Below are 14,753 nucleotides of genomic sequence, written 5' to 3'. Positions count from 1 at the left end.
AGAAGCCTTCAAGGGCTCTGGCGGCTAGGTGTTTGCCTTTTCCCTTAGGCCTTCCCAGAGCTGCCCTGGGCCAAGCAGGATATCCTTGATGCCGTCTCGTACCCTTTGCGAGTCGAGCGCCTGTTTGCTCATGCTCGAATGAGCGTCGAAAGCGTCCATGATCGCATCGAGAATAGCTTTAGAGAGGTCCGGTGAATTGGCGAACTGCTCCTTTGAATTGTGCGCCGCTTGCTGCGCGAGCATAGCTGATTCTAGCAGCTTGCCCTTTAGAACGTTGTTCACATAGATCAACTGGTCATCGTCCGTAAGGTCGCCCTGGAACAAGTCGTTTACCCTCGCGACGATTTCGGCAAGCAATGCCTTCTCCTTGTCCTGTACCGATCCTGAGCCCGGAGCAGTATAAGGTTGCAGCGGGGTGTCCTCGCCCGTAAGCACAAGGTCACGCTGGCCCTTGGTCGACAGCTTGTGATGCGTTAATTTGATTTGGGAAACATCCACGGTGTCCCGTTCGCGCCCGAAGTCGAGCAAAGGGATCAGGCGCTTATAGAAGATCGATCGCTTCTCGATGTCGGTGTTTCCGTAATCGAAGATTTGTGACAAGAAGGCGTAGACACGAATGAATGCGCCCATGTCCGCACGGAACAACAAGAGCGCATCCATCTCATCCTTGGCATCCTTGGCAGTCCGCGAGTCTTCCTTCGAAAGCGCGATCCTGCGCTGCTCCTGAGCCGCCTTGTAGGCCTTCAGCAGACGATCGGCGACTGGCATGATGGCCGCCACGAGATCGCCTTGAGTTGACCGTGGATCGAGTTCGGCCTTCGCCACCCGGTCGACCTCGAAGCTGTCATAGTAGCCTGAGGCATCAAGCTTCGCCCTCAGATCGAACACGAGGTTCGGGTCGGTGACTCCTGCGAGCTCCGCTGTCTCGTAATAGGTCTGGAACGCTTTCAGGATGTCCTCGGAACCGTTTACGAAGTCAAGGACGTAGGTCGTGTCCTTGCCCGGATGGGCCCTGTTGAGCCGGGAGAGCGTCTGGACCGCCTGGATTCCTGCTAAGCGCCTGTCGACGTACATGCCACATAACAAAGGCTGGTCGAAACCCGTCTGGAATTTGTTGGCTACGAGCAGGACGTGGTATTCAGGAAGCTTGAAGGCCTCGCGGATCTCACGCCCGGTCAGTCCTGGGTTCAACTCCTTGCTGCCCTCCGAGAACGGCTCTGGGCCACTCTCCTTGTCATCAACCTCACCGGAGAAAGCCACGAGAGTGCCGAGGTCGTACCCCTGGTCCCTGATGTATTTCTGTATGGCGATCTGCCACCGCACTGCCTCGACTCGACTCCCGGTAACAACCATCGCCTTGGCTTTACCGTTCAGAAGTGGTTGGACATTCGCCCGGTAGTGCTCGACGACGATTTGTACCTTCTGGCTGATGTTGTAGGGATGTAGCCGCACCCAGCGCATCAGCGCCTTCACCGCTTCCTTGCGCTCCACCTCCTTTTCGTCCATCTCCCCGCCAGCGCTGGCCAGCTTGAAGGCGAGGTCATAGGGCGTGTAGTTCTTCAGCACATCGAGGATGAACCCCTCTTCGATGGCTTGACGCATCGAATAGACGTGGAAGGGCTCAGGCTTGTTGGTGTCACTCGCCGGTTCCGCCGGGTTCGGGCGGCGGCCGAATAGTTCAAGAGTCTTACCCTTGGGAGTCGCCGTGAAGGCCAAATAGGTGATGCCGCTTTCGCTTGCCCTGGCCGCCATCTGGGCAGCAAGGATGTCTTCGCTGCTGACCTCGCCGCCGTCTCCGAGTTCTGCGAGTTCCTCCGGCGAGAGAACCTGCTTCAACTTCGAGGCCGTCTCGCCCGTCTGGCTGGAATGAGCTTCGTCGGCGATCACCGCGAATTTCTTGCCTTGGGTTGCCGCCAGCTCCCGAACTGCATTCAGTGCGAAAGGAAACGTCTGGATTGTACAAACGACGATCTTCTTTCCTCCGGCCAGCGCTTCCGCCAGCTTCCCGCTCTTTGCGCCTCGCTCGCTAGTGATCGTCTCGACAACCCCGGTGGTGCGTTCGAAGCCGAAGATCGCTTCCTGAAGCTGAGTGTCGATCACGGTGCGGTCGGAAACGACAATGACACTGTCGAAGATCTTCTTATGCTGCTCGTCGTGCAGATCAGCGAGGAAATGCGCCGACCAAGCAATCGAATTGGTCTTTCCCGAACCCGCTGAATGTTGGATCAAATACTTGCCCCCTGCGCCCTCTGCGAGGACGGCGGCTTGTAGCTTCCGTGTGGCGTCGAGCTGGTGAAAGCGTGGGAAGATCAGGCCTGAAATCTTCTTTTTCTTGTCCTTCTCAGCAACGATGTAGCGCCCGAGGATTTCCAGCCAGGAATGCCGCTCCCAGATCTCCTCCCAGAGATAGGCAGTCGGGTGGCCGTTCGGATTTGGTGGGTTGCCTTTGCCACCCTGGTTGCCCTGGTTGAACGGCAGGAAGCGCGTCTCCGGGCCTTCGAGCTTCGTCGCCATCATCACTTCGGCGTTGCTGACCGCGAAGTGAACGAGAGCCCCGCTGAGGAACGTGAGAAGCGGCTCTGGAGATTGGCCTCTGGGGCTCGGGTGGCGGTCGAACCTGTACTGGTCCACCGCATCTTGAACGCTCTGGGTGAAGTCGGTCTTCAACTCCACCGTCGATACCGGGAGACCATTGAGGAGCAGCAGGAGATCGATGCAGTTCTCGTTGGCCATCGAATATCGTACTTGCCGAACGACCCGAAGCCGGTTGGCGTTGTACCTTGCGAGAATCTCCTCGTTGAGCCCGAAGGCTGGTTTGAACTCAGCAAGCTTCAGGGGCGCCCGGAGGCCGATCAACTCGACACCATAGCGCAGTAGGTCCAGCGTCCCGCGTTCGTCGAGTTGCTTGCGGATGCGATCAAGCAACATCGTTTCCGCAGCCGAGCCATGGTTTTTCGCAAGCGTTTCCCAAACCTTCGGCTGCGAAGCTTGGACCCACGCCACGACATCGGCAGGAAACAGCGCCCGGGCTCGGTCGTACGCGTTAGCGTCATCGTCTGCGTAAAGCCAACTATGGCCCCCGAGGTGACTGCAGATTTCATCCTCGAAACTGATTTCCTTGTGTAGGTTCATCAGGATGCTCATGCTGCATCCTCCACTTCCGCGCGGCCTCGCACGTCTATCTTGCCCGTAACGGCGGCTGAGATTAGTGCGACGCGACGTTCTAGGAGAAGCTCTATTGTGTGTTCTGCCTCCGCCTGGAGATCATCGAGCCCTCGGGTCTCCTTTTCCAAATGGGTAGCTATGCGATGTTGTTCGTCCACAGGTGGGACGGGGACGTGCATTGACGTCCACGCCTCCATCCTCAACGCTTTTGTACCATGCCCCGCTTCGTCCAGTCGCGATAGCGTCTCCTTCTCAAGGCCACGGAGCGTCCACGCGAGAAAACCGTTATCTAACCCCAAGCCATTGAGGGCTTTCAGATCTTGGTTGATCGCCATTGGCACTGTCGCTATGCAGACCGGAAATGCCCTCGCCAGCATCATTCCCCTAACCAACACTATGATCGATCCCGCCGGAATTAGTGAAGCAGCGCCGTCACCAATGGCCGTGTCGGTGATCTGATCCGCGGTCGTGGATAGCCGATCCACCTTCAGGTCCTTCGCCGATGCCCACGGGATAGTTCCATCCCAGTAGGTGGAATTGGCCTTGCTTGGCGTTCCCCCGCTCTTAAGGCTGACAACGTATTTCAGCGGTTTCAGGTCCCAATGAGCCGGGACCTCACCTAGCCACTCAATTCCGCTGTCCTTCATTCTTGCATCTGAGTCGAGCCCCTTGGTGACGGTATGGGAAATGACCGCCTGGCGCTTCTCTTGCAGCAGTCCGATCAGCCGCTTCTGCTCCTCCACCAGCGCGTCGATCTTGCCGGTCTCGCGGTCTAGGAAGGCGGCGATGGCTGTTTGTTCGGGAGGTGGAGGAACGGACAGTTTCACATTGGCGATTTGGCTTTGGTTCAACGAGGGCACAGTCCCTGGATTAGCTATAAGGTCAAAGCGAACAAGAGACATTGCGTAAAGGAAGAACCGCATGGAGTTTGGAGGATCAACCATGAAGCCCATCATGTTATTGTCCAAACATGCTGCAACAGGAAGAGTGCGCAGCCGCCCAAGCAATAGGGCCGCACCGATCTTGGCGAATGCAATTGACCGAGGCGGGAAGACATAAGCGCGAAGTCGTTTCGCTGTTTCAAAGGATATCGAATCCTCGGGAGCGACGAGAACACTATCATTCCCCGCCTTTCCGAGGGCATTGACCTTGAAGAACGGAAGCTCTTCTCCTTCTACACCCTGCTCGTTGTCAGGGAACCCCGCTCCAGCTTCGAAGCGACCAAACCTTTTCAACGGCGCAAGCTGCCAGTGTTCGGGGAACTCACCCAACCAGGAGAGGTTGCTATTTCGATATAAGCGATAACGCAAACCGCTCATGCCGACATTCCTCCAATCATCTCAAGGATGCGCCCGGTAACCTGCTTTAGTTCCGCGTCGATCTCGTTGAGCGGTCGCGGCGGCTCGAATACATAGAAGTACCGGTTGAACGGTATTTCGTAGCCCGTTTTGGTCCTCTCGTGGTCGATCCAGGCGTCGGGGGCGTGAGGCAGGACCTCCCGGGCGAAATAAGCCTCGACGTCCTCGCCGAGCGGCACATTCTCGGTATCGCGAAGCGAACTGTCGGCTTGCGGCTTACCCTTGGCCTTTCCCTTGGTGCCGGGGACGATATTGCCCATCTCATTCCGCTGGGGGCGCTCGACGGTGATCGTTTGATAGCCGAAGGCCTCGTTCGGGAAGATGCGCGACAGCGGCGCAAGCTTGACCTTGCCCCCATGGGGGGCAGCCGGTGACTTCTCTCCGTGACCCAAAACCTCCCGTCGGATTTCCTTGCCATCGACGTCCAGCAGGGCGGCGATGTCTGCGTCGGTGAAGCTGCCGAATAGCTTGGTCACTGACGCGATATCCGCATMGGCCATTTCTTTGCGCTTTGAGCCGAGGCTCTTGCGCATCTTCTGCCAGAAGGAGGAAGCATCAATCAATTGGACCTTTCCCTTGCGGTGGTCCGGCTTGCGGTTCGATAGCACCCAGACATAGGTGGCGATGCCGGTATTGTAAAACATGTCGGTTGGAAGCGCGATGATCGCTTCGAGAAGATCGTTCTCCAGCACGTAACGGCGGATTTCGCTCTCGCCGCTGCCAGCTCCGCCAGTGAACAGGGGCGAGCCATTTAGGACGATGGCGAAGCGGCTGCCGCCGTCGACCGCCGGGCGCATCTTCGAGATCAGGTGCAGCAGAAACAACAGCGAACCATCGGATACCCTGGGAAGACCGGGACCGAAACGGCCATTGAATCCCTTCTGCTCGTGTTCCGCCCGGATCTCCTTTTCCACCTTCTTCCACTCAACACCAAAGGGCGGATTAGAAAGCATGTAATCGAATTTCTCCCCGGCATGGCCATCGTCGGACAGCGTATTGCCAAAGACGATGTTGCTGACATCCTGCCCTTTGATCAGCATGTCGGCTTTGCAGATGGCATAGGACTCGGGGTTCAGTTCCTGCCCGTTCATCACCAGGCGAGCATGATCGTTGTGCTCGCTGAGATACTCGTCGGCAATCGATAGCATCCCCCCGGTTCCTGCCGTTGGGTCGTAGATTGTGCGAACCACACCCGGCTTGGACAGGATGTCATCGTCCTCGACAAATAACAGGTTGACCATCAAACGGATCACCTCGCGGGGCGTAAAATGCTCCCCCGCAGTGTCGTTGGATAGTTCGGCAAACTTGCGAATCAGTTCCTCGAAGACGAGACCCATCTGATGGTTACTGACCCTATTCGGATGAAGGTCGATCCGGGCAAACTTCTCAGTTACCTGATAGAGAAGCTTAGCCTTGGCCAGACGATCGATCTGCGCGGCGAACTCGAAGTTCTCGAAGATATCGCGAACGTTCGCCGAAAAGCCCTGAATATAGGCATAGAGATTGGCGGCGATGTTGTCCTGATCGCCCATCAGAAGCCGCATGTCGAGCTTTGATGTATTATAAAAGGATTGGCCTGATTTGCGCAGAAGGTATGACTCAGGGTTGATCTCGGCAGCGGTCTTAGCCTGGTATTCGGCAAGCACCGCTGACTTGGTCGGCTCCAGAACGCAGTCGATGCGACGAAGGACGGTGAACGGCAGGATGACCTTGCCATAGTCGGCCTGCTTGTAGTCTCCCCTTAGCAGGTCCGCAACGGACCAGATGAAGGCCGAGAGAGCTTGTTGATTCATGCCGATTCTCCTAATGCGTGTACTGCATCCGTTATGGCTCTCGCGGGTAAACAACTCATAACCACGGTGACGGAAGTTGCGGAAATTTGGCGCAGAAATGTGAGTGATCCAAGCTGCCGGAACGAGAGCAATGCAAATTTCCTGATCTTAGGCTAGCTCAAACTCACGAGTTAGGGTTCACCGATCCTGAACGACTCGTGGCGATGGATCACCAGTTCTACGCACTTCTCCAGGTCAGCGCCGAGGTGCCGCAGAACCTGCCCGCGTGACCTTGGGTAGACATGAAGCTCCTTTGGTCCACCTACGGCACTAGGCCATCGCTTGTGCGTCCCCGACGCCATCTTGTGGACCTGCTTCGCCATCTGGACCCGCCGATATTCGGGCTTGCTGTCGGGCTGCAAGTCCGCACGAACGGTCAACTCGATTGCGAGGCAAGCGGCAACGACTTTTTGCGGATCGACATTGGCTTTGCGCAACCTCGCCCAGGCAGCCTTGACGCGTTCCTGGGGAGATAGGCCATTGAGCCGGAACGCCTCTACATGAGGCCCCGCATTCGCATAGAGCGTCTGGACCCTCTGCTCGGCGTTAGCCACCCACGGATCATCCTTGTTGGCCTCCAGCCATGCACTAGCCCTCTTACGATGTGGCGCGATCTCCTTGGCGGTGTATGAGCCTTTGTAGGGGCTTCCATGGCGTGCGTAGTGCTCTGCGTGGGATCGACAGAAGAACGTGTCCAGGCCATCCTCTGTGGCTGCACGAGAAGGTTTGCCGCAGCCGACCACGCGGCATGCATGGAACCGCAGGCTTGGCTCCCCTGCTCTGGCCTTGACCTCTTCCTTGCGGTCTCGCTTCTTCTTCCAGTCAATCGTCAATCTCGAGTCCCTCTATGGTGAGCGGTTGGTTAACCATGGTTAGATGGTATGCATAGGTGCAGTAGGGTGGCATTGGTAGCGATGGTACCCAATGGTGAGGGCCACCCCCATGAGGGGAGCCCCAACCAAGGTAGACCCAGGTCTACAAGGGTCAACAGGAAGAGGAGTAGGGCCAGAGTCCATTCATCCTAAGGTAACAACCCCTTCAAGTCCGGTATGGTCATGGAAGGCTGAGAGCATGATGTCTCTGGTCAGCGAAGCCTTGGAGGCTGGGACCATCACCGCATCATGGATAGGAAGCGCCGTGACAGCCACATCCATAAGGGTCAGCAAGACCTTGATAAGGATCGTGCTCTCGATGAACTGGGCCCTGTGTCCGACGCCGCAGTGGAAGAAATCCCTGATGTGTGGGTGCCTAGACTCAATGGCATTCACCACCTCTGAAATCTTATCGTTTGCTCGAAACAGCTTCTTGGTGTCCTTGGGGAACCGTTCCAGACGATCAGAGGCGAAGATCATTGCACTCATCACCCGTTTGATGCCGTCGCGCTGCCTGTTGTAGCCAGGGCAGTCGTAGAGGTCCCCTTCGGGTGGCGTCTCGCTCGCCAAGCCGTACACGATGCGAGGACCGATCTGCCCGTAGTCGAGTTCCACCGCCTCCTCGCCATCGATGCGGAGACCCTTTCGCCGCTCGTCCTTTCGTAGTTCCTGCCAGAAGCCACCAAAGAGGCGTCCACCACAATCAAAGCGTCCTTTGGTGAAGATGCGGCGGAGTTGTCGGTCACCAATGTGAAAGGCCGTGTGAGGCAATGGTATGCCGAGGGGCGAAAAAGCTAGGTCAGCCGAAGTGAGCCATCGGTTTATGTGATCAACCTCCGCGCGAAAGAGATCTGTCTCCGAGGTGTCGTCGTATTCCTCGAAGCCACCCTGGTCCCAATAGTCGCCAGTATCCTTGGGCTTCTTCAGGATGATGGTCTCGCCGTGCGGATGAAGGCCGAAATCGTCTAGGTCGATGCCCTGTTCCTCGATTAACGACGACAAAGCCTGACCTACGCGGATCACGGTTGACCGCTTCTGTCCTTCTATAGGAGGCGGCACGTCCTGGACGATCAGGCCGCGCTTCTCCATCAGGTCGAGGATGTCAGGGAACTTCTTGCTGTAGACACGGGGGCGGTAGCGGCTCTTCATGCCGAGTACCCTGTTTGACCGCGTCACATACAGATCGCCCCAGTGGCCGGCTAGGTGGTGGTGCATGACATTGGAGATGATGGCGTCTACCGTAAGGTCAAATGTCTCCTGGTCCGCCGGACGACGCCTGTTCTTCTGGAGACGCTGTTCGATTTCGTAACGGACGAGTGAGGCTCTCACCTCGGCAACAACTGCCTTTGCTTTGTCGCTGAACGCATACCGGTAAGGCTCGAACCGTCGGTCCCGTTCGTCCAGTTCCTCGAAAGGAGAACTGATCTGATCCATGCAATAGCTTCCAATTCATCAATATGACCACCCCGCATCCGCAGCCACACAGGCATCCACAGACGAACACGATGGTGGGGAGAAGGTGAGTGTGTGGCGCAACTGCTGCCGCTTACTACGTCGTCCCTACGCGAGCGCAAGTAACGAAGCCTTGGTCTTTGCCGGGAGGTCGATATATTGTTCCCGGCAGGATGCCAACAAGAATGGACCAATGCCTATCGGTCCGGAAGCGAACCCGCGCACCTATGAATACCATCGGTTCGAGCTGCTCAAGATTGTACAACTTCCGAAGCTCGCCCCAGCGCACGATAGACCGACGCCTTTGACATACTCGTCTGTGTCATGATCTCCTTGATTGTCGCGCCAGCCTCCTTGAGGGCTGTGATCGTGGCCACGGTCTCGTCGGTCATCCTCGGATGTCTGCCGAATTGCGTCCCCTTCGCCAGTGCAGCTTTGATACCATCGGCCTGTCTCTCCTTGCGGATGTTGTTCTCAAATTCGGCGACGCTGGCCAGTATCTGGAGCGTCAGCTTACCGGTGGATGATGTCGTGTCCACGCTCTGGTCGAGTACCTTGAAGGCCACGCCCTTGGCAGCAAGCTCGTCAATGATGTTCAGGAGGTCTCGGGTCGATCGGGCAAGGCGGTCAATCTTGGTGACAACGAAGGTGTCGCCTTCTCGGCAATACTCAATAGCCTTCTTCAATTCTGGTCGCTCCCGATCAACGCCCGAGCGTTTCTCTTGGAAGATCTTTGTGGGCTTCAGTTCGCCAAGCTTCTCTAGCTGCACATCGAGGGACTGACCGGTGGAAGATACGCGGGCATAGGCGACGATAGTCATGGTGATGTCTCTCAAGTCTAAGACGTTTCGATATCACATATTTGAGACATGTGAGAGACATTGTCAATACAACCGGACACCAATTCGTCTCTCAAGTATACAATTTGAGATGCTGAATTGAAAACTCGGTCGCCGCTTGAAGTGCGAGAAGCAAGTCACGCCGACGGCAACGCTTCAGCGATTCTAGGAACCTGCGTCTTTAGAAAAATGCCGAAGGCCTTTTCGATTTCCTCAAGAATTTGCTCGGTGTCGAGGTCGGCCGAACGTGGCATGAAGATCAGTGKAGCTGAAACGAGCTGCTTGTACTTGCGGCTCTCGGGAGGAAGCTTTTTCAGAACCCCGTGTTGCACCAATCCTTCGACGAAACGCCTTTTCGATTCCGAATTCGACGGACCCATGAAGATGTATGCGCTAAGATCCGATTTGATTTCGACCAACACCATGCGGTTCGATGTTGTCCAACCCACGCAATCCAGGAAACCGGGAATATCGTCCCACTCCTCAACAGCGAAACGGACGATGCTGTCCGTGTCTTCGTCCCGCACCAATGTAAACCTGTCACCAGACAGTCTTGTCGCCATCGCCCCCGCTCCGGATTTGACCGCGTCAAACACCACTCGCGCCGGGTTCGGCCGATGCTCCATCAACAGGTTTAACGCATCTCCGTGTTCCGCCCAGAGTTTCTCAGCCAATTCCTTTGTCGCGGTATCGATCAAGTGGTGTCTCCTCATCATCGCTATGTATTCGCGGACCGATTGGGCGGCGCCGGCGTCGGGGTGTAAATCGGCCAACGGTTCGATGGCCGCCACGACATCCCTGAAGGTCAAACCCTGCCAGTCGTCGTGCGGTTCTTCCCCGCGGATCGTCAGGAATACGAGATCATGGCTCCACCCCTCGCTCGTCGGCCATTGGCTTTCCACCGATCGGCGATAGCGCGAGAGTTGGTCGTCGCCCTGGAAGGCTTCAAGTTTCATTTCAACTGCGACTACCTGCTTCGAGTCTGGAAGAAGGATTAGCAGATCGATCCTTCTCCATTCGCGTAGCACTTCGATGCGGCTGTTCCGTCGAACGATACGTTTGACCGCCTCGGAATCGACGGACCAAATGGAAGAGAGGAAGGCGACGAGTGCCTCATCCCCGAAGCCGTGAGGTTTCGCTGGTTTCAGCAGATAGGCTAGGAAATTCGCATGCCTAATCTCGGCCTTGGTCACTCCCATGGCCTCGAAGGGACAATATCGGTTGAACCTGTTTAGAATCGACAAGAATTCTGCGGAGGCTGCGAATTTTGAAATTTTGGAGAGTTCGCTCATCGGCTGGCTATGGTCCGTGGATGTCGGTGCCCAAACTCGGATCTTCTCTACACTTCGTCAACCGATCTACACGTTTTGTTTTTGTTCGGCCTTTGAAACTCAGTACCTGATCCAGCGTGTTCGGACGGCTCCGCCATGTTTGGAGGCACGAAAATGTGCCGGAACGCCATGCTGCAAAAATCCACCTTCGATGGCCGCGGTCGCACCCATCTCCCGGCATCGATGGAGCACCTTCTGGAGTTCTGGACGATCGTCATTGGCGCCGCTTTCGATGTCCTGAAAGCACCCAATGACCTCGCAGGGCACATCGGCGCTGACGGGCAAAGCGGTTCCGGCGCGGCAAGCAGGTGATCCGACAATCCCCCGTGGTGACCCGCTTCCACGACTGTCGCATTCGGCCTACAGGATTTTTTGCAATTTTTCGCAGCATCTATTACCGGTTGGACGGTTTACTCGGAGGGGATCGTGGTAAAGTTGTTGTTAGCTGGAGGATTGCTTCCAGCGCTCTTTGTAGGGCTAGCATGGCTGTTGAATTGGTCCATATTTCCGGGGGGACCGAACCCAACGGTCGCCGACATTTGGTCAATGCTCTCGAGTCTTATGGGCTATTGGGGCGTTCTATTTTCCGGTTATGCCGCCTACAAAGTGAAAGAAATTTCGCAAAAGTACTTCGCCAGAACGCGCTTTCCTCAAATTAAGGAAAATCTAGACGCGATAACAAAAGAGATGGCTAAAGCCGGTGATAAACCAGCGTCGGCTTTGAGAAGTGAAAGGTTCATTGCATCCATTTCAGTATCGCTGGGGGAAGTGGATAGAGTTCCTGTGACGTGCCACTGAACTTTCATCCAGCGGCGATTAGAGCCCCGGCGGTTTTGAATACGCCAAGTGGCGCGGTGTGAGCAACCGGCGGAAGCGCGAAGCTTTCATCTTGCGCAGCGTTGGAGCCGGTTGCGGCGATKGACCCGGCATAGCTTGCCGGGGTCTGATATCCGAGCGATGAGTGCGGCCGGAAATGATTATAATCGGCGGCCCATTCAGCGATGGCGCTTCGGGCATGATCGAGACCGAAGAACAGGCTTTCGTTGAGCAGTTCGTCACGCATTCGCCCGTTGAAGCTCTCGACATAGCCGTTCTGCATGGGCTTTCCCGGCGCGATGTAATGCCACTCGACCTTGTGATCCTTCGACCAGGTAAGAATGGCATTCGAGGTGAGTTCGGTACCGTTATCGGAGACAATCATTCCGGGCTTGCCGCGTCGTTCGATCAGCGTCGTCAACTCGCGTGCGACACGGCGGCCGGAGATTGAGGTGTCCGGAATTGCTGCCAGGCATTCACGCGTCACATCATCGACGATGTTGAGCACGCGAAACCTCCGTCCGCAGGCGAACTGGTCGTGGACGAAATCCAGCGACCAGCGGGCATTGGCCTTCGCTTCGACCAGGATCGGAGCACGCGTGCCGACGGCACGGCGTCGGGCCTTCCGCTTTCGTACTGAAAGCCCTTCCTCGCGATACAGCCGATAGATGCGATTGACGCCGGACGGCTCTCCCTCCCGCCGAAGCAGGACGAACAGTCGACGGTAGCCGAAACGCCGTCGCTCATTAGCCAACTCGCGCAGTTTCGTTCGCAACTCGGTCTCCGGCGGTCGGTTCGACTGGTAACGGATCGTCTTGCGATCGGCAGATATAATCTGGCAGGCCCGCCGTTCCGAAAGCCCCATGACGGTCTTCAGGTGCGTGACGGCTTCACGCTTGGCGGCAGGCCCTACCATTTTTTTTGGAGAAGCTCGCGGAGTGCGGCCGCATCAAGCATCTGTTCGGCGAGCAGCTTCTTCAGCCTGGCGTTCTCGTCCTCAAGCGCCTTCAGCCGCTTCGCCTCGGAGACCTCCATGCCGCCATATTTGGCTTTCCAGTTGTAAAACGTTGCTTCTGAAATTCCGTGCTTGCGGCAAAGGTCGGCCGCCTTCGCGCCAGCTTCCTGCTCCTTCAACACCGCAATAATCTGCTCTTCCGTAAATCGCTGCTTCTTCATTCGTCCGTCCTTTAATGGGCCGGACTCTAATCCATTCTGGAGGAAATTCGCAGTGGCACGTCACCTGGACACAAAATGAATGAGCTTATTATGCGAGCAAAGTCAGAGAAGAAACTGCTGATCGAGTGGATCAACAATGAGGCCCAAAGGAGCACCATAGCTAATACAGAAGCAAACTATTGGAACCTCTTCAGGACATTGCAGGAAATATCACAAGAAATTTCAGCTTATATCAAAGAACAGGGGGCAAAATAGATGTCCTACAACGAAACCGATTGGGTCAAGGCAATAACTAAGCTGATCGAACTCACATCAAAACAAGAGATCTCCTGGGATATATTCTCTGAGTATGAAGAAGACCCCTGGACGACCGTACATAGAGCATACGCGTCTCCGCTTAACGGCAAATATTACGTTATCAAGTCTTCACGTTACAGACATTACACCGACGAAGACGAGTGGTTTTGGGCCAGTAAATTCGAGTTTGAGGTATATAATAAAGAGAATTACTCCGATTATGTGAAAATTGCGACGGCACCCGATTTGAGCGTGATCTCCACGTTGTTCTCTGTTGTCGAGAGCAATTTTGCATTCAGACAAAACGCCCTGAAAGGTCTGCTCGATTAGACGGCAGCGGCTTACGAGTGATACGGTCCATATTCGGACCGCGCGAGACCCAGGATGTCGTAACACCTCTTCTGAGCACCCGCCGAAAGCCAACACACGATCCTCGCGACTGACTTCCTCGATAGGAACGCGTCCATACTGCCAAAGTCAGTACAAAGCCGGAAGCTCTGGACGTCAGCCATTTCATGACTCGACTGGACTTGCACCCAGCGGGGCCTACGCCCGAGGACCGGCAACGCAAGAGTGGCGGCTATGTCACGGACACCTAGCCTGTCCACGGCTCAGATTGGCCGACCATGGGGGGCACGGGGGGTTCTTCCGCGCTGTCCACTCTATAATGCCACCTGAGATTTATGACCCTAAAACGTCGACCGAATGGTAAGCGGGCGGATCCCATTCAGGCGAATCGTAAATTTTCGAACGTTTGACCTCTCCGGAAAAGCCTGTTGCCTTCCTAATATTTTGCTTGTCTGTCTGCCAGTTCTTCCGATCTCGGTTTGGATCGGCCATGATTTGGGTTATGACAATATGCGGATCGAATGTGTAGCTGTACAAGCCGCTCGAATAGTGTTTGGCGTCACCAAAGAATAGTAGACGTATTTCGCTTTCGTGTTTGAAGGCGCGTCGCTTGAGCAGGAGCGAACGAGCGAAGACGTCCGACGAGATTTGGAGTAAGCCATTGTTGTTGAGAAAATCACGCAAGCCGCTCTCGGTCTCGTATTTCACCTTCCCGATGAAACAGGTATATTGCGGCATCTCGGGGTGGGCGGCTACTAGGCTCGCAAGCAGCTTTCGCGGCGTCGAGCGGATTCGAAGGAACCGCTTGGTAGGATCATTGGCATAGATGCCCCACATAGCTTCTGAGAGGCTCTTGCTCGTCCAGCACTGCCCGACAAAATCCTCCTTGAAACTATATGCAAACGGCTCACCATCGAGAACTCCTCCAGCATTCAACAGGAAGTTCTCGAACTTATCCTTCCACTTGTGAACCTGCGTCAACGTGTTGGCTTTATTTGAGAACATACTCAAAACCCAGGCCTCGGGCATTATTCGATAAACATTCCGATCAAGGCTCTCTTCAGACAGATTCACATAATTCCCTTTTGGCACCAACGAACCATCCTTCCTTGTCACATAGACTTCCAAATATGCTCGACGCCTGGCTCCTAAGCGGATTCAGACCGGCACGCGGGGGGACAACCGCGCAGTCCATTTGTTTGCACCCGTTCAAATTTTTGCGCTGTTAATATGCTGGAGGCCGCCGCCCTGTAAACTTCGTCGCGAT

General features: G+C 55.7%; 13 protein-coding genes. 4 read left to right on the top strand and 9 right to left on the bottom strand.

Annotation, left to right across the window (positions count from 1 at the left end):
• Nucleotides 1-24 precede the first annotated feature (24 nt).
• From QD357_RS11645 to QD357_RS11615, 7 genes are all read right to left on the bottom strand, one after another.
• Entirely contained in the window at nt 25-3,144 is a 3,120-nt protein-coding gene (locus QD357_RS11645) for a type I restriction endonuclease subunit R (RefSeq protein ID WP_414124369.1), read from the bottom strand.
• Entirely contained in the window at nt 3,141-4,484 is a 1,344-nt protein-coding gene (locus QD357_RS11640; protein ID WP_414124368.1) for a restriction endonuclease subunit S, read from the bottom strand. Before QD357_RS11640 ends, QD357_RS11645 begins: the two co-directional genes overlap by 4 nt.
• Entirely contained in the window at nt 4,481-6,370 is a 1,890-nt protein-coding gene (locus QD357_RS11635; RefSeq protein ID WP_414124367.1) for a type I restriction-modification system subunit M, read from the bottom strand. The genes QD357_RS11640 and QD357_RS11635 overlap by 4 nt, the downstream gene beginning before the upstream one ends.
• 116 nt (nt 6,371-6,486) lie before the next feature.
• Nucleotides 6,487-7,188 carry a hypothetical protein gene (locus QD357_RS11630; RefSeq protein ID WP_414124366.1) on the bottom strand — a complete coding sequence of 234 codons (702 nt, stop codon included), beginning with the start codon at nt 7,186-7,188 and terminating at the stop codon, nt 6,487-6,489.
• A 183-nt stretch (nt 7,189-7,371) separates the two neighbouring features.
• On the bottom strand, nt 7,372-8,661 hold the full coding sequence (locus QD357_RS11625; RefSeq protein WP_414124365.1) for a hypothetical protein: 1,290 nt from the start codon (nt 8,659-8,661) through the stop codon (nt 7,372-7,374).
• Nucleotides 8,662-8,930: 269 nt separating this feature from the next.
• Nucleotides 8,931-9,500 carry a recombinase family protein gene (locus tag QD357_RS11620; RefSeq protein WP_414124364.1) on the bottom strand — a complete coding sequence of 190 codons (570 nt, stop codon included), beginning with the start codon at nt 9,498-9,500 and terminating at the stop codon, nt 8,931-8,933.
• A 155-nt stretch (nt 9,501-9,655) separates the two neighbouring features.
• A complete protein-coding gene (locus tag QD357_RS11615; RefSeq protein WP_414124363.1) occupies nt 9,656-10,717 on the bottom strand; it encodes a PD-(D/E)XK nuclease family protein in 1,062 nt (353 codons plus the stop codon).
• 246 nt (nt 10,718-10,963) lie between these two features.
• On the opposite strand from QD357_RS11615, the gene QD357_RS11610 reads away from it, so the two are divergent.
• Both QD357_RS11610 and QD357_RS11605 read left to right on the top strand, forming a co-directional pair.
• Complete coding sequence (locus QD357_RS11610) at nt 10,964-11,161, top strand: hypothetical protein (RefSeq protein ID WP_414124361.1); 198 nt, start codon at nt 10,964-10,966, stop codon at nt 11,159-11,161.
• A gap of 114 nt (nt 11,162-11,275) precedes the next feature.
• The gene (locus QD357_RS11605; RefSeq protein ID WP_414124360.1) at nt 11,276-11,647 is read left to right on the top strand and encodes a hypothetical protein; all 372 of its coding nucleotides are present in this window, start codon (nt 11,276-11,278) and stop codon (nt 11,645-11,647) included.
• A gap of 4 nt (nt 11,648-11,651) precedes the next feature.
• On the opposite strand, the gene QD357_RS11600 is transcribed toward QD357_RS11605, so the two are convergent.
• Nucleotides 11,652-12,841, bottom strand: a protein-coding gene (locus QD357_RS11600; RefSeq protein WP_414124359.1) for an IS3 family transposase whose coding sequence is annotated in 2 segments (ribosomal slippage) — nt 11,652-12,589 and nt 12,589-12,841 — 1,191 coding nt in all. Because the reading frame shifts where the segments join, the coding sequence is not laid out codon by codon here.
• Nucleotides 12,842-12,916: 75 nt separating this feature from the next.
• Here QD357_RS11600 and QD357_RS11595 point away from each other — a divergent pair.
• Together QD357_RS11595 and QD357_RS11590 are read left to right on the top strand one after the other, a co-directional pair.
• Complete coding sequence (locus QD357_RS11595) at nt 12,917-13,096, top strand: hypothetical protein (RefSeq protein WP_414124358.1); 180 nt, start codon at nt 12,917-12,919, stop codon at nt 13,094-13,096.
• Complete coding sequence (locus QD357_RS11590) at nt 13,097-13,468, top strand: hypothetical protein (protein WP_414124357.1); 372 nt, start codon at nt 13,097-13,099, stop codon at nt 13,466-13,468.
• Between the two features lie 351 nt (nt 13,469-13,819).
• On the opposite strand, the gene QD357_RS11585 is transcribed toward QD357_RS11590, so the two are convergent.
• Nucleotides 13,820-14,602 (bottom strand): hypothetical protein, encoded by a 783-nt coding sequence (locus QD357_RS11585; RefSeq protein WP_414124356.1) that lies wholly within the window; start codon nt 14,600-14,602, stop codon nt 13,820-13,822.
• Nucleotides 14,603-14,753 lie beyond the last annotated feature (151 nt).

Source organism: Rhizobium sp. BR 317 (assembly GCF_047445835.1).
In the GTDB taxonomy this organism is placed as follows: Bacteria; Pseudomonadota; Alphaproteobacteria; order Rhizobiales; family Rhizobiaceae; genus Rhizobium; species Rhizobium paranaense.
The sequence above is the reverse complement of the archived record's forward strand: the minus strand, read 5'-3'. Positions and strand labels throughout refer to the sequence as shown.